The sequence below is a fragment of the Bacillus sp. AFS029637 genome (assembly GCF_002584985.1).
Taxonomy (GTDB): domain Bacteria; phylum Bacillota; class Bacilli; order Bacillales; family Bacillaceae_G; genus Bacillus_A.
Map to the genome: position 1 here is coordinate 1 of NZ_NUPZ01000023.1, position 19,039 is coordinate 19,039.

A 19,039-nucleotide genomic window follows, 5' to 3' on the forward strand; every position below is an offset into this window, starting at 1 on the left:
AAGACTTTCTCCACAGCCTGCAAAAAGAGAGGATTATATAATCCTCTCTTTTTTATACATTGTTGTATGTTTTGTTCATTTAATATAGGATAATTTTGAAGGGGAATAAAAGGAAAAGTAGGTGTAGCATGCTTCAAGAATTTAATATAGCTTTACGTTTTATGCTAGAGTTATGTGTTCTTGGGATTGTTGGATACTGGGGATTTCGAGTAGGAACAATAACGGCTATAAAAATTATACTTGCGATTATTCTTCCAATTATTGTTGCTGTCATATGGGCGCTATTTGGAGCGCCGCACGCAGAATGTGAAGTACAGGGTATATTACATGTACTTTTAGAAATTATCGTATTTGGAACAGGTGTTGCAGCATTGTATCATTTGAAGCATCCTATGCTGGCGAGTGGACTGGCTATTATTATTGTTGTAAATCGAATGCTAATGTTTGTTTGGAATCAATACCTCGGGTTATTAATTATATAGTATCATGAAAAAAATGGTAAAAATATTTGAATGTATGTGTGATAAGGAGAGATAGTATATGAATTGGTCAGTCTTTAAAGATTTAAAATTTTTATTGCGATTTAGCTTAGCTATTCTTTTACATGCATTAGGAGTTACTTTCGCAGCGTTAAGTTATGGTACTTGGGTAGTATTTGTAATGGCAGCGATGGTTGTAACATTCTTTATGATTCAAAGAGCTAATTACTTATATAAGAGCGTTATGGAATAACGTTATTCGTTTGTACGTATAACTCTCTCATCAATATGGAACAATAAAAAGTAAAACATCCATATTGAATGTGAGGGATATACGTATGCGTATGAATGAAAAAGGGCATTCTGTTACAAATGGTGCAAATCAACTGTTTAATGTAAATTTACATGATTTTATTTCGAAAGAACAAAACAATACTTCAATGGAGCTTGCTTCTGAATTTGGCATTTCGCTACAAGATGTAAAGCGCCTAAAGAAGCAAATGGAGCGCTCTTAGAGCACTTGACAATCCTACTGAACAAACGTATAGTAATTTTATATTTACATATGAATAGAACCGTTGATAGAGAAGAGTAAATGAGATACACATGGAAAGAGAAGAAATGTCTTAGGCTGAAAACATTTCTACATGATGACTGATTGAATGACACTCTAGAGGTTTCAACTTGAACGGCATATATGCTTAGTAGGGATGAACGCATATTTAAGCGTTATTAAAAAAGTGGAAGCATACGTGCTTCAATTAGGGTGGCACCACGGGTATAATACTCTCGTCCCTACTGTTCAAACAGTAGAGGCGGGAGTTTTTTTATTTTTATTAAGATTAAAACAATTTGAGGAGGAACTGAATATGTCTATTCAAATCCCACGCGGAACGCAAGATATCCTTCCGGGCACTGTTGAGCTATGGCAGTATATCGAAGGGCAAGCACGCGAAATTTGCCGTCGTTACAATTATAAAGAAATTCGCACACCAATTTTTGAACACACTGAGCTATTTTTACGCGGTGTTGGTGATACGACAGATATCGTACAAAAAGAAATGTACTCATTCCAAGATCGTGGAGAGCGTAGTTTAACATTACGTCCAGAAGGTACTGCACCTGTTGTACGTTCTTACGTTGAAAACAAAATGTTCGGTGATGCAACACAACCAACGAAATTATACTATATCGGTCAAATGTTCCGTTATGAAAGACCACAAGCGGGTCGCTATCGTCAATTCGTACAATTCGGTATTGAAGCAATCGGTAGTAATGACCCTGCAATTGATGCAGAAGTAATTGCACTTGCTGTAGAGTTTTACCGCGGCATGGGCTTAAAAAATATTAAAGTTGTATTAAACAGCTTAGGTGATGCAGCGAGCCGTCAAGCGCACCGCGATGCATTAATCGCTCATTTCGAGCCACGCATTGGCGAGTTCTGCTCTGATTGCCAATCTCGATTAGAAAAGAACCCACTTCGTATTTTAGACTGTAAGAAGGACCGTAACCATGAATTAATGGGTACAGCACCATCTATTACAGAATACTTAAATGAAGATTCAGCAGTATACTACGACAAAGTTCAAGAACTATTAACGATGATGGATGTTCCATTTGAAAAAGATCCAAACTTAGTACGTGGTTTAGACTACTATCAACACACTGTATTTGAAATTATGAGTGAGGCAGAAGGTTTCGGTGCTATCACTACATTAAGCGGTGGTGGCCGTTATAACGGACTTGTACAAGAAATCGGTGGACCAGAAATGCCAGGTATCGGTTTTGCAATGAGTATTGAACGTCTAATTATGGCGCTAAAAGCTGAAAACATTGAGTTGCCAATTGAACATAGTATTGATTGTTACGTTGTAGCTCTTGGTGAAAAAGCGAAAGACCATGCTGCAAAAGTTGCGTTCGATCTTCGTAAAGCTGGCTTATCAGTTGAAAAAGATTATTTAGATCGCAAAATGAAAGCACAATTTAAATCAGCAGATCGTTTAAATGCGAAATTTGTAGCTGTATTAGGGGAAGATGAGCTAGATAAAGGTGTCATTAACTTAAAAGATATGGCAACAGGCGGACAAGAAGAAGTCGCATTAGATGTATTTGCTTCATACGTAGCAGAGAAATTAATATAGGGGGAACTTACAGTGGCTGAAAGAACACATGCATGTGGAAAAGTAACAGTAGAAGCAGTTGGACAAACAGTTCAATTAAAAGGTTGGGTACAAAAACGCCGTGATTTAGGTGGATTAATCTTTATTGACTTACGTGACCGTACAGGTATCGTACAAGTTGTATTTAACCCAGAAACATCAAAAGAAGCACTAGAAGTAGCAGAGACAATTCGTAGCGAATACGTATTACACGTAGAAGGTACAGTTGTTGAGCGTGGGGAAGGTGCAATTAATGACAATATGGCAACTGGCCGTATTGAAGTACAAGCAACGAAAGTAAACGTATTAAACGCAGCGAAAACAACACCAATCATTATCTCTGATGATACTGATGCATCAGAAGATGTGCGTTTAAAATATCGTTACTTAGACTTACGTCGTCCTGTAATGTTCAACACATTCAAAATGCGTCACGACGTAACAAAAACAATTCGTAACTTCTTAGATACAGAAGATTTCTTAGAAGTGGAAACACCAATTTTAACGAAGAGCACGCCAGAAGGAGCTCGTGACTATTTAGTACCAAGTCGTGTGCATGATGGTGAATTCTATGCATTACCACAGTCTCCGCAGCTATTTAAACAGCTTCTTATGGTCGGCGGATTTGAGCGTTATTATCAAGTAGCACGTTGTTTCCGTGACGAAGATTTACGTGCGGATCGTCAACCAGAATTCACGCAAATCGATATTGAAGCTTCATTCTTAACACAAGATGAAATTTTAGATATGATGGAACGCATGATGACGAAAGTTATGAAGGATGCGAAAGGTGTAGAAGTGAGTGCACCATTCCCTCGTATGAAATATGCTGATGCAATGGCTCGCTACGGTTCTGATAAGCCAGATACGCGTTTTGAAATGGAACTAACAGACCTGTCTGAATTTGCAGCAGGTTGTGGCTTTAAAGTATTTACAAGTGCTGTAGAAAGCGGCGGACAAGTAAAAGCAATTAATGCAAAAGGTGCTGCGAGCAAATACTCCCGTAAAGACATCGATGCATTAACTGAATTTGTAAAAGTATACGGTGCAAAAGGTCTAGCTTGGCTTAAAGTGGAAGAAGACGGCCTAAAAGGACCGATTGCGAAATTCTTCGGTGAAGAAGATGCAAACGTGTTAATGACTACATTAGAAGCTACTGCTGGCGATTTATTACTATTTGTAGCAGATAAGAAGAGCGTTGTTGCAGATAGCTTAGGTGCACTTCGTTTACGTTTAGGTAAAGAACTGGAGTTAATTGATGAAAGTAAGTTTAACTTCTTATGGGTAACGGATTGGCCACTTCTTGAGTACGATGAAGATGCAGATCGTTACTTTGCAGCTCACCATCCATTCACAATGCCATTCCGTGAAGATGTTGAACTATTAGAAACAGCACCAGAAAAAGCACGCGCACAAGCATATGACCTTGTATTAAACGGTTATGAGCTTGGTGGCGGATCACTTCGTATTTACGAGCGTGACGTACAAGAAAAAATGTTCAAAGCACTTGGATTCTCACAAGAAGAAGCACAAGAGCAATTCGGATTCTTATTAGAAGCATTCGAATATGGTACACCACCACACGGCGGTATCGCATTAGGTTTAGACCGTCTTGTTATGTTACTTGCAGGTCGTACGAACCTTCGTGATACAATTGCATTCCCGAAAACAGCAAGCGCAAGCTGCTTATTAACAGAAGCTCCAAGCCCAGTTGCAGAAGCACAGCTTGAAGAGCTAAACTTAAAATTAAGCTTGAAAGAAGAGAAGTAAGAGAAGTAAAAATAGGGTCTAGATGGTTATACTAATACCATCTAGGCTTTTTTTAAACTCGTATTTAGGAAGAAATAAAAGCCGGTTTATACTATGTTTTCATTTTCGAAATATGTATTTTTAGGAATTCTATAACTTTTTCTATACAAATAGTCGGAAAAACGCTAGAATACATGGTAGACCATTTTTGTAATAGGAGTGTAGAGCTGAATGTTACATCAATTTTCACGTAATGAATTAGCCTTCGGTAAAGAAGGACTTGAAATATTAAAAAATAGTACAGTCGGTATTTTAGGAATTGGCGGCGTAGGGTCATTTTCGGCAGAAGCATTAGCACGTTCTGGTGTAGGACGTCTTGTTTTAGTTGATAAAGACGTTGTAGATATTACAAATGTAAACCGTCAAATTCATGCTTTAGTATCTACTGTTGGACGTTCAAAAGTAGAATTAATGAAAGAGCGTATTGCAGACATTAATCCAGAGTGTGAAGTAATTGGACTAGAAATGTTTTATACAGATGAAACATATGAAGAGTTCTTTAAACACGGATTAGATTTCGTAGTGGACGCATCTGATACGATTACGTTCAAAATTCATTTAATTAAACAATGTTTACGTCGTAAAATCAAAATTATCTCATGTATGGGTGCAGCAAATAAAATGGACCCAACTCGTTTCCGTATTGCGGACATCTCTAAAACACATACAGATCCAATTGCGAAAGTAATTCGTACGAAGCTTCGTAAAGAGGGTATTAAAAAAGGTGTAAAAGTTGTCTTCTCTGACGAAAACCCAATCGTAATTCGTGAAGAAGTACGTAAAGAAATCGTACCAGACGAAAATGCAAAAATTCGTAAAGCGAAATTACCACCTTCTTCAAATGCGTTCGTACCATCTGTGGCAGGCCTAATTATGGCAAGTCACGTTGTACGTGAGCGTATTAAAAACGTAGAAGTGAAACGTGTAGGGCAAGAATAAAAAAGAAAGCATATATCCGCCTGGGGTATATGCTTTTTGTATGTTTTAAAGAAATATTGTTAATGGCAATTTTTATCGGTAAATCGATATTCCTTGTCGAATCATTGATATATTTTGAGTTGTGATCGATATATTTGAAAAATCATCAATATAATTTCATTTACCGGTGTGCTGTTTGCCGAAGAAATAAACAGGGATGTCACTAAGTTGAAAAAGTGACATCCCTGTTTTTAATTCTCTGCAGAATATACAATATCTAAATTTCCATTTTGATCCGTTTTGAAAATCGGAGCAATTTGTTCCTCTTGTTCTTCGACCGAAACAAGCTTTCGAGCGCGATCCATAATTCTGACAAGCATTGCATAATCTTCTTCGATCGCTTGTTGTTTCTTTGTGAGTACAGCTAATTTTGTTTCAAGTTCATGATTTGTTTTTTTCAAGGAAGTGAGCTGATCTTGTAATACGTCATTTTCAGTTTGTAATTTCGCAAGTGAAGGGTTATTGTGCTCCAAATTTTTTAAAAATGAGATGACATGTTGCATTGTAAGTTCTTGTTTACTTGGCGTAATATCTTCTGAAAACTCAGCATCGATTACGAGTTGATGAGTTTTTGTAAATTGCTCTTTTTCTATTTTAGCTTCAGAACGTTTTAACTCTTTACGCTGTTTTTTTGCAAGTTGCACTGCATTTTCGTAATTTTGTCTTACTTCAGCGTTCCATCTAAAACCACAAGCTGCGGAAGTACGGTTTAAAGCATCGCCAACTTCATCAAACGCTTTTATTTGTGTACTTCCACTGCGAATATGTCGCAAAACAGTTTCTGCTAAAAGGAGATCGTCTTCTTTTGTCCATGCATCTTGACGTGTTTTCATAAGCGAAGCCTCCATAATGGTGACGTTTTCGTTTATGTTACCCTTTATTTTTCGTTTTATTCGAACTTTGTAATCTTTCATACACAGTAGAAAGTGCTTGTTCAAATTTCCCTGTCGTTTTCGGTTTATAATATTGCTTGTTTTTAATTTTGTCAGGTAAGTATTGTTGTTGTACCCAGCCGTTTGGATGGTCATGTGGATATAAGTATCCAATGCCTCTTCCAAGTGATTCGGCGCCTTTATAATGACTATCTTTTAAATGACTAGGAATATCACCTGTTTGTCCGTTACGTAAATCGTGTAAGGCGTCATCAAGTGCTTTATAAGCTGAATTTGATTTTGGTGATAAGCAAAGCTCGATAACGGCATTTGCAAGCGGTATGCGCGCCTCTGGGAACCCAACTCGTTCAGCTGATTCAATTGCTGCTAGTGTACGTGGTCCAGCTTGCGGGCTAGCAAGTCCGATATCTTCATATGCCATAATAAGAAGGCGTCTACCGATACTTTGTAAATCGCCAGCTTCAATAAGACGTGCTAAATAATGGAGTGCTGCATTCACATCACTTCCGCGTACTGATTTTTGAAATGCTGATAATACGTCATAATGAGCATCTCCGCCTTTGTCGTGAACGAAACTTTTCTTTTGTAAGCATTCTTCCGCGATTTCAAGCGTAATCTCAGCTGTTTGGTCGTCTGTAGTAAAACTAGATAATACAGCAAGTTCAAGTGCGTTATAAGCAGAACGCATGTCACCGCCGGAAGCATTTGCAAAGTGGTGCAGTGCTTCGTCTGTCACCGTTACATCATATTCTCCAAGACCTTTTTCTTTATCTTCAAGTGCTCGTTTTAAGCCGATTAAAAGATCATCTTCTGTTAATGCGTGTAATTCGAAGATTTGACACCTGCTCCGAATAGCGGAGTTTATCGCATGGAATGGATTACTCGTCGTTGCACCAATTAAAGTAAGAAGCCCACTTTCTAAATGAGGTAATAGAAAGTCCTGCTTTGCTTTATCAAGGCGGTGCACTTCATCTAAAATTAACACGAGATGTCGATGCATTTTCGCTTCTTGTACGACAACTTCCATATCTTTTTTATTATGAGTAACGGCGTTTAATAGACGAAACGGGGTGCCGGTACTTCCTGCAATTGCGCTAGCGATGGATGTTTTTCCTGTACCTGGAGGCCCATATAAAATCATAGATTGAAAATGATTTGCTTGGACCATTCGCCATAAAATCTTTCCTTCACCAACTAAATGCTGTTGTCCGATAATTTCTTGAATATTTGTAGGGCGCATTCGATGTGCGAGTGGTTGTTTCATTTAGACCTTCTCCCTTAATGTATAATCTCACTCTATCGTATCATTTTTTGTAATGGAATTTGAAATAAGATGCTGTTTTATGGGGAAAATGAATATAAATATTTTTATTTTTCTTTCAATTGTGATAATTCCCGAGTTTTTCAATGTGATTTTATGTTATCATTTTGATACACAAGTTGAAATTTCTTATAATACTATATTATGCTATAATTTCATAGGATTTTAAATTGTGTTTTTTTATAAATAAGATATAACCAATAGAAGTGAAAATTTGAAAAGAGGTGCAAAATAGATGAAGATTTCAACGAAAGGCCGTTATGGCTTAACAATTATGATCGATCTTGCAAAAAAGTTTGGTGAAGGTCCAATTTCATTAAAATCAATTGCACAGGCACATGACTTATCGGAACATTACTTAGAGCAATTAATTTCACCGCTTCGTAACGCTCGTCTTGTAAAAAGTACGCGTGGTGCATATGGCGGATATGTATTATCTGATCAGCCAGCTAACATTACAGCTGGAGATGTAATCCGTGTATTAGAGGGTCCAATTAGTGTTGTAGAAATGATCGAAGAAGAAGAACCGGCACAACGCCAATTATGGATGCGTGTTCGTGATGCGGTGCAAGAAGTGTTAGATAGTACAACGTTAGAAGATTTAGTACGTTATGAGGAAGAAAATCACGGGGGCTATATGTTTTACATTTAATTCCTTGTGAAACGATTTGGAAAGAAGGAGATTTAATGGAACGCATTTACTTAGATCATGCTGCGACATCTCCGACTCACCCAGAAGTGGTCGAAAAGATGATTCCATATATGACAGAAACATTTGGAAATCCGTCTAGCATTCACTTTTATGGGCGTCAAACGCGCCATGCGGTAGATGAGGCAAGACGTGCGTGTGCACGTAGTATTCACGCGAATCCGAATGAAATTATATTTACGAGCGGTGGTACAGAAGCTGATAACCTAGCACTTATAGGTGTAGCGCGTGCGAATCGTCATAAAGGAAACCACATTATTACAACGCAAATTGAACATCATGCGATTTTACATACGTGTGAATTGTTAGAGCGTGAAGGGTTTGAAGTGACATATTTACCTGTTGATGAAACAGGGCGCGTTCAAGTTTCTGACATACAAAAGGTACTAACAGAAGAGACAGTTCTTGTATCTGTTATGTTTGGGAATAATGAAGTAGGGACAATGCAACCAATTGCGGAAATAGGAAAGCTGCTGAAAGAGCATCAAGCTTATTTCCATACAGATGCGGTACAAGCTTACGGTTTAGTAGAAATAAATGTGAAAGAATTTGGTATTGATTTATTATCCATTTCAGCTCATAAAATTAACGGGCCAAAAGGTGTAGGGTTTCTATACGCTGGTGCAAATGTGAAATTTGAACCGCTGTTAATAGGCGGAGAACAAGAAAGAAAACGCCGTGCTGGTACTGAAAACGTACCTAGTATTGTTGGTTTGCAGCAAGCAATTTTGTTAGCTGAAAAAACTCGTGAGCAAAAAAATGCCCAATATGAAGAGTTTAAAGATATAATGGTATCTGTCTTCAAAAATGAAGGCATTACTTTCGAGGTAAACGGAAACTTGGAATATCGCTTACCACATGTGTTGAATATAAGTTTTACAGGAATGAATATTGAACCGTTTCTTGTAAACTTAGACTTAGCAGGCATTGCAGTATCAAGCGGTTCTGCTTGTACAGCTGGATCAATTGATCCATCACATGTATTAGTGGCGATGTTTGGAAAAGACTCCGATCAAATACGTTCATCCGTACGCTTTAGTTTCGGACTTGGAAATACGAAAGAGCAAATTGAAAAAGCGGCGTACGAAACAGTGAAAATCGTGAAGCGATTAACACAAAATTAGCATGGGAGGTGACATGATGAACAAACTACCTCACGAAACACGCGTTGTCATCGGGATGTCCGGTGGCGTCGATTCATCTGTAGCAGCTCTTTTATTAAAAGAGCAAGGTTATGATGTAATCGGAATTTTTATGAAAAACTGGGATGATACAGATGAGAATGGTGTTTGCACAGCAACAGAAGATTACAATGACGTAATTGAAGTGTGTAACCAAATCGGTATTCCGTATTATGCAGTAAACTTTGAAAAACAATACTGGGATAAAGTATTTACGTATTTCTTGGACGAATACCGAGCTGGTCGTACACCAAACCCAGATGTAATGTGTAACAAAGAAATTAAATTTAAAGCATTTTTAGAGCATGCAATTGCGCTTGGTGCTGATTATGTAGCGACAGGCCATTATGCACGTGTTGCTTATATGGACGGCGAATATAAAATGCTTCGCGGCGTTGATGATAACAAAGATCAAACGTACTTCCTAAATCAATTAAGCCAAGAGCAATTATCAAAAACAATGTTCCCATTAGGTGAATTAAAGAAACCACAAATTCGCGAAATGGCGACAGCTGCTGGTTTAGCAACAGCGGCGAAAAAAGATAGTACTGGTATTTGCTTCATTGGTGAGCGTAACTTTAAAGATTTCTTAAGTAACTATTTACCAGCTCAGCCAGGTGTAATGCAAACATTATCTGGTGAAGTGAAAGGAAAACATGATGGTTTAATGTACTATACAATTGGCCAACGTCATGGTCTTGGTATTGGTGGTAACGGTGATCCTTGGTTCGCTGTTGGGAAAAACTTAAAAGACAACATTTTATATGTTGATCAAGGATTCCATAACGAACTTTTATATGGTGATGAAGTTATTGCTACGAATGTAGGATGGGTAAGTAACAAAGCAAAAGAAACAGAATTTAAATGCACAGCGAAATTCCGTTATCGTCAAGCAGACAATAAAGTAACGGTTCAAATCGTTGATGAAAATACTGTTCGTATTCTTTGCGATGAGCCAATTCGTGCAATTACGCCAGGACAAGCAGTTGTTTTCTATGATGGGGATGAGTGCTTAGGCGGTGCTACAATCGATGAAGTATACCGTAGCGGTAAGAAATTAGATTATTTAGGATAAACGAGAAGCCTCTGCCGATTAGCGGTTAGAGGTTTCTTTTACATAAAGCGAATTTTCGTTCGCTTGGAAAATACATTCTTTGTTATAATTTGTTGTAGAGGTGAAGGACATGTCAAACAAACTTGAAACAGGTATTCAATATATGCAAGAAGGAAACTGGGAAGAAGCAGCTAAAAATTTTACAGAAGCAATCGAAGAAAATCCGAAAGATGCGCTTGGCTACATTAACTTTGCGAATTTATTAGATGTATTAGGCGATAGTGAAAGAGCAATTTTATTTTATAAACGTGCATTAGAGTTAGATGATAAATCCGCAGCTGCTTATTATGGCTTAGGAAACGTATATTACGGTCAAGAGCAATTTGCAGAGGCTAAAGCTGTATTTGAACAAGCGATGCAAGCAGGATTACAATCAGCTGATGTAACGTTTATGCTTGGTATCACACATGTGCAACTTGGGAAGGATCGTCTTGCACTACCTTTCTTACAAAGAGCAACTGAATTAGATGAAAATGATGTAGAAGCTGTATTTCAGTGTGGACTTTGTTTTGCACGATTAGAGCACATTCAAGAGGCAAAACCTTATTTTGAAAAGGTATTAGAAATGGATGAAGAGCATGCAGATGCGTATTATAATTTAGGTGTTGCTTACGTATTTGAAGAAAATAACGAGAAGGCCCTTGCTTTATTTAAGAAAGCAACAGAAATTCAACCAGATCATTTTTTAGCTGGTAATGGTATTCGTTTATTAGAGCAAGAAGCCGAATAAGATGAATATGTAGTTTAATGGGTAGTTATCCCTCATCTAAAGAGGTGGGGGATGTACTGCTCATTAAAGTGAAAATATCGGGAAGGAGAGGAAAGATGGGAAATCAACATGCAATGGATTTGTTCGAGGAAGAGAAAAAATTTATAAAAGCGCAAGTTCTTCATACCATTTTCCACAACGAAGAAAACCTCTATTCCGTTGTCAGTATGAAAATCATTGAAACGAATGAAACGTACGATGAAAAAAAAGTAATGATAAACGGTCATTTTCCCCGCATGCATGAAGATGAAGTGTTTACATTGACAGGTCATTTTAAAGATCATCCAAAGTATGGAAAACAATATTTGGTTGAAACATTTAAAAAAGAATTGCCGCAAACAAAAGCTGGCATGGTGCAATATTTAGCAAGTGATTTATTTAAGGGGATAGGAAAGCGTACAGCTGAAAAAATTGTAGACCATCTTGGGGAACATGCTATTTCTAAAATTATGGATGATCCTGATGCGTTACATGGTGTTGTCAACAAGCAAAAAGCGCAGGAAATCTATGAGACGATCGTTGAGCATCAAGGATTAGAGAAAGTAATGAGCTTTTTAAATGGTTACGGTTTTGGAACGAAGCTTTCTATTAAAATTTATCAGCAATATAAAGAGATGACATTAGAAGTGATTCGGAATAATCCATATCAACTTATCGAAGAGGTTGACGGGATTGGATTTGGAAGAGCGGATGATATAGGACGTGCGTTAGGGATATCGGGTAATCATGATGACCGTGTGCGTGCGGGATGTTTTTATACGTTAGAGAATGTTTCATTGCAACTCGGCCACGTTTATATGGGAAAAGATCAACTTGTAAGAGAAACGATGTCACTTTTAAATAATCAAGAAGGCAGAGTGACAGAGGAAGATATTATAGGTTGCGTTGAAATGATGCAAAGTGAAGGGAAAGTCATTATAGAAGAAGAACGAGTGTATTTAGCATCGTTATTCTACTCTGAAAAAGGTGTTGTAAAGTCTATTCGCAGGCTCATGAATCAGGAAGAAACACCTTCATTTCCTGAAGCAGAAGTGTTAAAGACATTAGGTGAAATTGAAGAGCAGCTGAATGTGCAGTATGCACCATTTCAGCAAGAAGCAATTCAAACGGCGCTTCATAAGCCGATGATGCTACTGACAGGTGGACCAGGAACAGGAAAAACAACTGTTATTAAAGGTATTGTTGAAATGTATGCGTCACTTCACGGGCTATCGTTAAATCCGAATGAATATAGTGATGATAATCCATTTCCAATATTATTAACGGCTCCAACAGGAAGAGCTGCGAAGCGAATGAGCGAATCAACAGGGCTTCCTGCTTGCACAATTCATCGTTTGCTTGGCTGGACGCCAGAAGGGTCTTTCCAGCGCAATGAAACCGATCCAGTTCAAGGGAAGTTACTCATTATTGATGAGTTTTCGATGGTTGATATTTGGCTTGCAAATCAGCTATTTAAGTCACTGCCGACGAACATTCAAGTTATCGTTGTAGGTGATGAAGATCAGTTACCATCTGTAGGGCCTGGACAAGTGTTAAAAGATTTATTAAATGCAGGTGCAGTTCCAACAGTAAAACTTACAGAAATTTATCGCCAAGCAGAAGGCTCATCTGTTATTCAACTTGCTCATGCAATAAAGGACGGCACGCTTCCGCCAGATTTAGCGCAAAATAAAAAAGATCGTTCATTTATTAGTTGTACAGGGGCTCAAATTGTAGAGGTTGTCAAAAAGGTTTGTGAAAATGCTAAGACAAAAGGCTTTAGCGCAAGAGATGTACAAGTATTAGCACCGATGTACCGCGGACCCGCTGGTATTAATGTACTGAATGAAGCACTGCAACAAGTATTTAATCCGAAAAGGGAAAAGAGTAAAGAAATTGCTTACGGTGATGTTGTATACCGAAGAGGCGATAAAGTCTTGCAACTCGTCAATCAACCAGAGAGCCAAGTGTTTAATGGGGACATTGGAGAAATTGTTTCAGTGTTTTATGCAAAAGAAAATGTCGAGCAACAGGATATGATTATCGTTTCATTTGATGGAATTGAAGTCACGTATACGAAACCAGATTTAAATCAAATTACACATGCATACTGCTGTTCGATTCATAAATCACAAGGTAGTGAATTTCCGATTGTTATTATGCCGATTGTAAAAAGTTACAACCGTATGTTACGTCGTAATTTAATCTACACGGGTATTACAAGAAGTAAGAAGTTCCTTATTATTTGCGGGGAAGAAGCAGCTTTCCAGTCCGGTGTAAATCGTCTTGATGATGCGATGCGTCAAACGACCTTAGCTAGTCGTTTGCAAGAATCACAAGGAGAGGTACAAATGGTGACGGTTAATGGGGAAGAAATGGACGTGGAAAACATTTCACCGTATGATTTCATGTAACAAGGTGAAATTATATAGTGAAACTTTCAAACGTATAACGTTGAAAGCCTCCAGCAATGTATAAATGAATGCAGTTTGGACATAATGGCGAATAGAATCTGGGAGACTGTAAGGAGATGAAAGCCATATGTTCAGTTGTCCAAATTGCAAAGGGAAAGACATTGGAAAAATAGGTGTTAACCAATTTTATTGCTGGAATTGTTATATCGAATTATCGGTTTCAAAGGGGAAAGTCCATACGCATCAAGTAGAGGAAGATGGTTCATTAAGCTCTCTTGATGATTTATTTGATGAGAATGAAAGAACGATCGGATAACGAAAAGGGGGATTTACTTTGAATCTACGCAATTCATTAATCGCATTAGGTGTTGGAGCTGCAGCGTATCAATATGCTCGCAAACAAGATGTGTTTTCAAAACGCAATATGAAAAAAGCACGTAAGATGATTAAATCTTATTTATAATTGTACGACATAAAAACTCCCTTATTAGTAAGGGAGTTTTTTACGTACCCATATGCAAATATAGAAGTCCGATTTCTGAGAAAAGGTAAGATAGGCCGTAACAGCCAACGCCAAGTATTCCGTAATGCCATAATTGTTTCGCTCTTTCTTTCCGTGATGAGCGTATAAAAAACCCTTTCCAAATACCAAACCCGATACAAATCCATTCAAGAATCATAAAAAGTGCAGATAATATGAGCATAAACAAAACCATAATGAGCCCTCCCGATTATATTGTTCCATGCTGCATTCTCAGGGATGGTTGTCCTTATTATGTTAAATATATGTACGTCTTTACAAAACAGTATTGTCTGTATGAAAAGATTTTAAAAGTTTCGCACATAACCTACCCTATTTATTTTCAAAATAAAGGTGGAGGAGGTTTTTCGTGTGAAGAATCTTAAAATCATTTGGATATATCGTTTAGGATTATTGTTACTCGTTTTTCTTTGTTTGCTTGTCTTCTTAAAAATTAAACCGCTATGGGCGCCGATCATTTTTGTATTTAAAGTGGCGATTACACCGTTTCTTATTGCGTGTTTTATTGCATATTTATTGCACCCTTTAATTGAAAAGATTCATAAAGAGGGAATGCCTCGCACGCTTGCTATTTTGCTCATTTACATCCTGTTCTTTGGCGGGATTGGGTATGGAATTTATAAAGGAACGCCAGTTGTGATTAAGCAGTTACAAGAGATTAATGAACAATTTCCGCAGTTTACAAAAATGTACGATTCTTGGATGGATGGGGTTACAGAACAAACCGCAAATTTCCCATCGTTTATTCATGAAAAGGTGAAACAAATTTTTGGTGGTGTAGAAACGAAGATTCAAGCACTTTTAAATAAAGTAATGAGTACAGCTCGTGGTGTACTTGATTCGTTGCTCATTATCTTCTTAATACCGTTCATTGTATTTTACATATTAAAAGATTATGGTGAGTTTTATCATATATTTTGGAAATTAGTCCCGAGTAAATGGCGTAGTACCGGCCAAATGCTTGCGAAAGAAATTGATAAGTCACTCGGAAGTTATATTCGAGGTCAGTTATTTGTTTGTTTAGTATTAGGGGGAGTATCTGTTCTTTCTTTTTGGTTTATCGGTATGAAATATCCACTATTACTTGGCATCATCATCGGGATAACCGATATAATCCCGTACTTTGGCCCTATTTTAGGGGCGATTCCGACGTTGATGATCGCGGCAACGGTATCGACGAGCTTACTCATTAAGGCGGGGATTACGATTGCTATTTTGCAGTTTTTGGAAAGTAACATTTTATCTCCTTACATCGTCGGTAAATCACTTCGTATGCACCCTGTTATTATTATGCTTGCATTACTAGTTGGGGGAGAAGTTGCGGGGATTGTTGGCTTGCTAGTATCAGTTCCAATTTTAGCTGTTATTCGTACAGTTATTGTGCATGTGAGACCTCTTTGGAAAAGAGAAGATGTTTAAATATGAAAGCCCTCTATGTATGGAATAGAGGGCTAATTATATATTTATTTAGGGAGCTGTTCGTATATTTTTTGAATGAGTGAGCTCACATCATTCGTTTGAATACGTTTTTAGCTTTGTTCAATAAGGTTGTCATTGTAACCTCTCCTTTTATTATTAATAATAAAAATTTCATATTCACATTTATTGATACGATGCATAATATATGAGAAGGCCGTTAAGAATGGATAGTAAAATAACTATGATTAATAAGTAATTAATACAATATAAATGATTATCTACATTGACAAACTTAAGAGAATTCAATTATATTTAGTCATATAATACATTAAATCAATGACGGAACAAGTACGTTACAGTCCATTTATAGAGAGAAGCTTCCACTGGCTGAAAGAAGCTTTAAATGAAGGGTAACAGAAAGCTAATCCTGAGAGCAGCTAATCACTGCCGTTTTGCCACGTTACGGCACCATGAGGTGATGATTTGATTCGTATCGTAATCAATTCATAATTAGGGTGGTATCGCGAGTTAACTCTCGTCCCTTTTATAGGGGCGGGAGTTTTTTATATTTAAGGAGGAAAATACAATGAAACAACTAACAGGCGCTCAAATTCGTCAAATGTTTTTAGACTTTTTCCAAGAAAAAGGACATGCAGTAGAACCTAGTGCATCACTAGTTCCACACGAAGATCCATCTCTTCTTTGGATTAACAGTGGTGTAGCAACATTGAAAAAATATTTTGATGGACGCGTAATCCCGCAAAATCCACGTATTACAAATGCTCAAAAATCAATTCGTACAAACGATATTGAAAACGTAGGGAAAACAGCTCGTCACCATACATTCTTTGAAATGTTAGGAAACTTCTCAATCGGTGATTACTTTAAAGAAGAAGCAATTACTTGGGCTTGGGAATTCTTAACGAGCGACAAATGGATCGGATTCGATAAGGAATTACTATCAGTTACAATCCATCCAGAAGATGATGAAGCATTCACAATTTGGAATGAGAAAATGGGTGTTCCGAAAGAGCGTATTATCCGCTTAGAAGAAAACTTCTGGGATATCGGTGAAGGACCAAGTGGACCGAATACAGAGATTTTCTATGACCGTGGAGAAGCTTACGGTAATGATTTTAGTGACCCAGAATTATATCCTGGCGGAGAAAATGAGCGTTACTTAGAAGTATGGAACCTTGTATTCTCTCAATTTAACCATAATCCAGACGGTTCATATACACCACTTCCTAAGAAAAACATCGATACAGGGATGGGTCTAGAGCGTATGACATCTATCGTTCAAGATGTGCCTACAAACTTTGATACAGACCTATTTATGCCGATGATTGGCGCAACAGAGTCAATTTCTGGTGAGAAATATCGTAATGGCGACTTAGAAAAAGATATGGCATTTAAAGTAATTGCTGACCATATCCGTACTGTAACATTCGCTGTTGGTGATGGTGCTCTTCCATCTAACGAAGGCCGTGGTTATGTATTACGTCGTTTATTACGCCGCGCTGTTCGTTACTCGAAGAAATTAAACATCAACCGTCCATTTATGTTTGAATTAGTACCGGTTGTTGGAGAAGTAATGAAAGACTTCTATCCAGAAGTACTTGAGAAGAAAGATTTCATCGCAAGAGTTGTGAAAAACGAAGAAGAGCGTTTCCATGAAACACTTCATGATGGTGAAGCAATTTTAGCTGAAGTAATCGCAAAAGCAAAAGAAGAAAAAACAACTGTTATTTCTGGAGTAGATGCGTTCCGTCTATATGACACATACGGATTCCCTATTGAATTAACAGAAGAATATGCAGAAGAAGCTGGTATGACAGTTGATCAAGCAGGTTTTGAAAGTGAAATGGAAAAACAACGTGAGCGCGCACGTGCTGCTCGTCAAGACGTTGATTCTATGCAAGTTCAAGGCGGTGTCCTTGGAGAAGTTAAAGTAGGAAGTGAATTCGTTGGTTACGGTACAGTTGCAACAGAAAGTAATGTTGTTGCACTTGTGAAAAACGGTGAATACACAGACAGTCTACAAGCAGGTGAAGAAGGACAATTAATGCTTGATGTAACACCATTCTACGCTGAGAGCGGTGGACAAATTGCAGACCGTGGTTACCTTCTTGCAGATGGCGTAAAAGTGCTTGTAAAAGACGTACAAAAAGCACCAAACGGCCAAAACTTACACAAAGTTGTTGTGGAAGAAGGTACATTAACGAAAGACGCGGCTGTGAAAGCTCTTATTGATACAAAGAACCGTAGTAACGTTGTGAAAAACCATACAGCAACTCACTTACTACACCAAGCATTAAAAGATGTACTTGGAATGCACGTTAACCAAGCGGGTTCTCTTGTAACTTCTGAACGTCTACGTTTTGACTTCTCTCACTTCGGTCAAGTACAAGCTGACGAATTAGAAAAAATTGAGCGTATTGTAAACGAGAAAATTTGGGAAAGTATTGATGTTGAGATTTCTCAAAAAGCGATTGAAGAAGCGAAAGAAATGGGCGCAATGGCATTATTCGGTGAAAAATACGGTGATGTTGTACGCGTTGTACAAGTTGGCGATTACAGCTTAGAGCTTTGCGGTGGTTGTCACGTTGATAACACAGCTTCTATTGGTATTTTCAAAATCGTTGCTGAGTCTGGTATCGGTGCAGGAACTCGTCGTATTGAGGCGGTAACTGGTAAGTCTGCATACGAATTAATGAACGATCAAGTAGGCTTATTAAAAGAAGCAGCTGGAAAAATGAAAACAAATCCGAAAGATATTTTAACAAGAGTGGATGGTCTATTTGCTGAAGTGAAACAACTGCAAAAAGAAAACGAATCTCTTGCTGCGAAATTAAGCAATATCGAAGCTGGAAACTTAACTGATTCTGTAATGACAGTTGATGGCGTGAAAGTATTAGCGGCGAAAGTAAACGTTGCAGATATGAACAACTTGCGTACGATGATGGATGACCTGAAAAATAAATTAGAGTCAGCAGTTGTCGTATTAGCTTCTGTAAATGATGATAAAGTAAACATTCTAGCAGGTGTAACAAAAGACTTGATTAGTCAAGGTTACCATGCTGGTAAACTTGTGAAAGAAGTAGCTTCTCGTTGCGGCGGTGGCGGTGGTGGCCGTCCTGATATGGCACAAGCAGGCGGTAAAAACCCAGCTCAAGTTGAAGAAGCTTTAGCATTTGTACAAGAGTACGTTAAATCTGTTTCAAAATAAAGAGATAGTAGTGTACAATGGTAGGGAGAGGAGAAGTTCTTCTCC

General features: G+C 37.8%; 18 protein-coding genes and 2 other annotated features. Of the genes, 15 read left to right on the forward strand and 3 right to left on the reverse strand.

Going from position 1 to position 19,039, the window contains the following annotated elements; all coding sequences use genetic code 11:
* Positions 1–128: 128 nt before the first annotated feature.
* From COE49_RS11055 to COE49_RS11080, 6 genes are all read left to right on the forward strand, one after another.
* Entirely contained in the window at positions 129–482 is a 354-nt protein-coding gene (locus tag COE49_RS11055) for a YrdB family protein (protein WP_088230667.1), read from the forward strand.
* Between the two features lie 58 nt (positions 483–540).
* Positions 541–732, forward strand: a complete 192-nt coding sequence (locus COE49_RS11060) for a damage-inducible protein DinB (RefSeq protein WP_088230666.1) — start codon at positions 541–543, stop codon at positions 730–732.
* Positions 733–817: 85 nt separating this feature from the next.
* Positions 818–994, forward strand: a complete 177-nt coding sequence (locus COE49_RS27630) for a hypothetical protein (protein WP_088230665.1) — start codon at positions 818–820, stop codon at positions 992–994.
* A gap of 54 nt (positions 995–1,048) precedes the next feature.
* Positions 1,049–1,279 (forward strand) — a binding site (T-box leader).
* Positions 1,280–1,348: 69 nt separating this feature from the next.
* On the forward strand, positions 1,349–2,620 hold the full coding sequence (gene hisS, locus COE49_RS11070) for a histidine--tRNA ligase (RefSeq protein ID WP_071712916.1): 1,272 nt from the start codon (positions 1,349–1,351) through the stop codon (positions 2,618–2,620).
* Positions 2,621–2,632: 12 nt separating this feature from the next.
* A complete protein-coding gene (gene aspS / locus COE49_RS11075; protein ID WP_088230664.1) occupies positions 2,633–4,408 on the forward strand; it encodes an aspartate--tRNA ligase in 1,776 nt (591 codons plus the stop codon).
* A 210-nt stretch (positions 4,409–4,618) separates the two neighbouring features.
* Positions 4,619–5,386 carry a tRNA threonylcarbamoyladenosine dehydratase gene (locus tag COE49_RS11080; RefSeq protein ID WP_000903182.1) on the forward strand — a complete coding sequence of 256 codons (768 nt, stop codon included), beginning with the start codon at positions 4,619–4,621 and terminating at the stop codon, positions 5,384–5,386.
* A gap of 230 nt (positions 5,387–5,616) precedes the next feature.
* Here COE49_RS11080 and COE49_RS11085 read toward each other — a convergent pair whose 3' ends face one another.
* A complete protein-coding gene (locus COE49_RS11085) occupies positions 5,617–6,258 on the reverse strand; it encodes an RsfA family transcriptional regulator (protein WP_088230663.1) in 642 nt (213 codons plus the stop codon).
* Between the two features lie 37 nt (positions 6,259–6,295).
* On the reverse strand, positions 6,296–7,582 hold the full coding sequence (locus COE49_RS11090) for a replication-associated recombination protein A (RefSeq protein WP_088230662.1): 1,287 nt from the start codon (positions 7,580–7,582) through the stop codon (positions 6,296–6,298).
* A 292-nt stretch (positions 7,583–7,874) separates the two neighbouring features.
* Here COE49_RS11090 and cymR point away from each other — a divergent pair, with 292 nt between their 5' ends.
* From cymR to COE49_RS11125, 7 genes are all read left to right on the forward strand, one after another.
* Entirely contained in the window at positions 7,875–8,291 is a 417-nt protein-coding gene (gene cymR, locus COE49_RS11095) for a cysteine metabolism transcriptional regulator CymR (protein WP_000704116.1), read from the forward strand.
* A 35-nt stretch (positions 8,292–8,326) separates the two neighbouring features.
* Positions 8,327–9,472 carry a cysteine desulfurase family protein gene (locus tag COE49_RS11100; RefSeq protein ID WP_088230661.1) on the forward strand — a complete coding sequence of 382 codons (1,146 nt, stop codon included), beginning with the start codon at positions 8,327–8,329 and terminating at the stop codon, positions 9,470–9,472.
* 16 nt (positions 9,473–9,488) lie between these two features.
* Positions 9,489–10,604, forward strand: a complete 1,116-nt coding sequence (gene mnmA, locus COE49_RS11105; protein ID WP_088230660.1) for a tRNA 2-thiouridine(34) synthase MnmA — start codon at positions 9,489–9,491, stop codon at positions 10,602–10,604.
* Positions 10,605–10,713: 109 nt separating this feature from the next.
* Positions 10,714–11,373, forward strand: a complete 660-nt coding sequence (locus COE49_RS11110; RefSeq protein ID WP_088230659.1) for a tetratricopeptide repeat protein — start codon at positions 10,714–10,716, stop codon at positions 11,371–11,373.
* A 95-nt stretch (positions 11,374–11,468) separates the two neighbouring features.
* Positions 11,469–13,805: an SF1B family DNA helicase RecD2 gene (gene recD2 / locus COE49_RS11115; RefSeq protein ID WP_088230658.1), complete on the forward strand. Its 2,337-nt coding sequence runs from the start codon at positions 11,469–11,471 to the stop codon at positions 13,803–13,805.
* A gap of 127 nt (positions 13,806–13,932) precedes the next feature.
* Positions 13,933–14,121 (forward strand): hypothetical protein, encoded by a 189-nt coding sequence (locus COE49_RS11120; RefSeq protein ID WP_098252961.1) that lies wholly within the window; start codon positions 13,933–13,935, stop codon positions 14,119–14,121.
* Between the two features lie 18 nt (positions 14,122–14,139).
* Positions 14,140–14,268 carry a YrzQ family protein gene (locus COE49_RS11125; protein ID WP_001053553.1) on the forward strand — a complete coding sequence of 43 codons (129 nt, stop codon included), beginning with the start codon at positions 14,140–14,142 and terminating at the stop codon, positions 14,266–14,268.
* A gap of 40 nt (positions 14,269–14,308) precedes the next feature.
* Here the strand turns inward: COE49_RS11125 and COE49_RS11130 are convergent, their stop codons facing one another.
* Entirely contained in the window at positions 14,309–14,521 is a 213-nt protein-coding gene (locus COE49_RS11130; RefSeq protein ID WP_088230656.1) for a hypothetical protein, read from the reverse strand.
* 176 nt (positions 14,522–14,697) lie between these two features.
* Between COE49_RS11130 and COE49_RS11135 the strand changes: the two genes are divergently transcribed.
* Both COE49_RS11135 and alaS read left to right on the forward strand, forming a co-directional pair.
* A complete protein-coding gene (locus tag COE49_RS11135) occupies positions 14,698–15,765 on the forward strand; it encodes an AI-2E family transporter (RefSeq protein ID WP_088230655.1) in 1,068 nt (355 codons plus the stop codon).
* Between the two features lie 327 nt (positions 15,766–16,092).
* Positions 16,093–16,311 (forward strand) — a binding site (T-box leader).
* 40 nt (positions 16,312–16,351) lie between these two features.
* On the forward strand, positions 16,352–18,994 hold the full coding sequence (alaS, locus tag COE49_RS11140) for an alanine--tRNA ligase (RefSeq protein ID WP_088230654.1): 2,643 nt from the start codon (positions 16,352–16,354) through the stop codon (positions 18,992–18,994).
* Positions 18,995–19,039 lie beyond the last annotated feature (45 nt).

Coding starts and splice junctions, on each gene's coding strand:
- COE49_RS11055 (WP_088230667.1), top strand. CDS start 129: ATGCTTCAAGAATTTAATATAGCTTTACGTTTTATGCTAGAGTTATGT.
- COE49_RS11060 (WP_088230666.1), top strand. CDS start 541: ATGAATTGGTCAGTCTTTAAAGATTTAAAATTTTTATTGCGATTTAGC.
- COE49_RS27630 (WP_088230665.1), top strand. CDS start 818: ATGCGTATGAATGAAAAAGGGCATTCTGTTACAAATGGTGCAAATCAA.
- hisS (WP_071712916.1), top strand. CDS start 1,349: ATGTCTATTCAAATCCCACGCGGAACGCAAGATATCCTTCCGGGCACT.
- COE49_RS11080 (WP_000903182.1), top strand. CDS start 4,619: ATGTTACATCAATTTTCACGTAATGAATTAGCCTTCGGTAAAGAAGGA.
- COE49_RS11085 (WP_088230663.1), bottom strand. CDS start 6,258: ATGAAAACACGTCAAGATGCATGGACAAAAGAAGACGATCTCCTTTTA.
- COE49_RS11090 (WP_088230662.1), bottom strand. CDS start 7,582: ATGAAACAACCACTCGCACATCGAATGCGCCCTACAAATATTCAAGAA.
- cymR (WP_000704116.1), top strand. CDS start 7,875: ATGAAGATTTCAACGAAAGGCCGTTATGGCTTAACAATTATGATCGAT.
- COE49_RS11100 (WP_088230661.1), top strand. CDS start 8,327: ATGGAACGCATTTACTTAGATCATGCTGCGACATCTCCGACTCACCCA.
- mnmA (WP_088230660.1), top strand. CDS start 9,489: ATGAACAAACTACCTCACGAAACACGCGTTGTCATCGGGATGTCCGGT.
- COE49_RS11110 (WP_088230659.1), top strand. CDS start 10,714: ATGTCAAACAAACTTGAAACAGGTATTCAATATATGCAAGAAGGAAAC.
- recD2 (WP_088230658.1), top strand. CDS start 11,469: ATGGGAAATCAACATGCAATGGATTTGTTCGAGGAAGAGAAAAAATTT.
- COE49_RS11120 (WP_098252961.1), top strand. CDS start 13,933: ATGTTCAGTTGTCCAAATTGCAAAGGGAAAGACATTGGAAAAATAGGT.
- COE49_RS11130 (WP_088230656.1), bottom strand. CDS start 14,521: ATGGTTTTGTTTATGCTCATATTATCTGCACTTTTTATGATTCTTGAA.
- alaS (WP_088230654.1), top strand. CDS start 16,352: ATGAAACAACTAACAGGCGCTCAAATTCGTCAAATGTTTTTAGACTTT.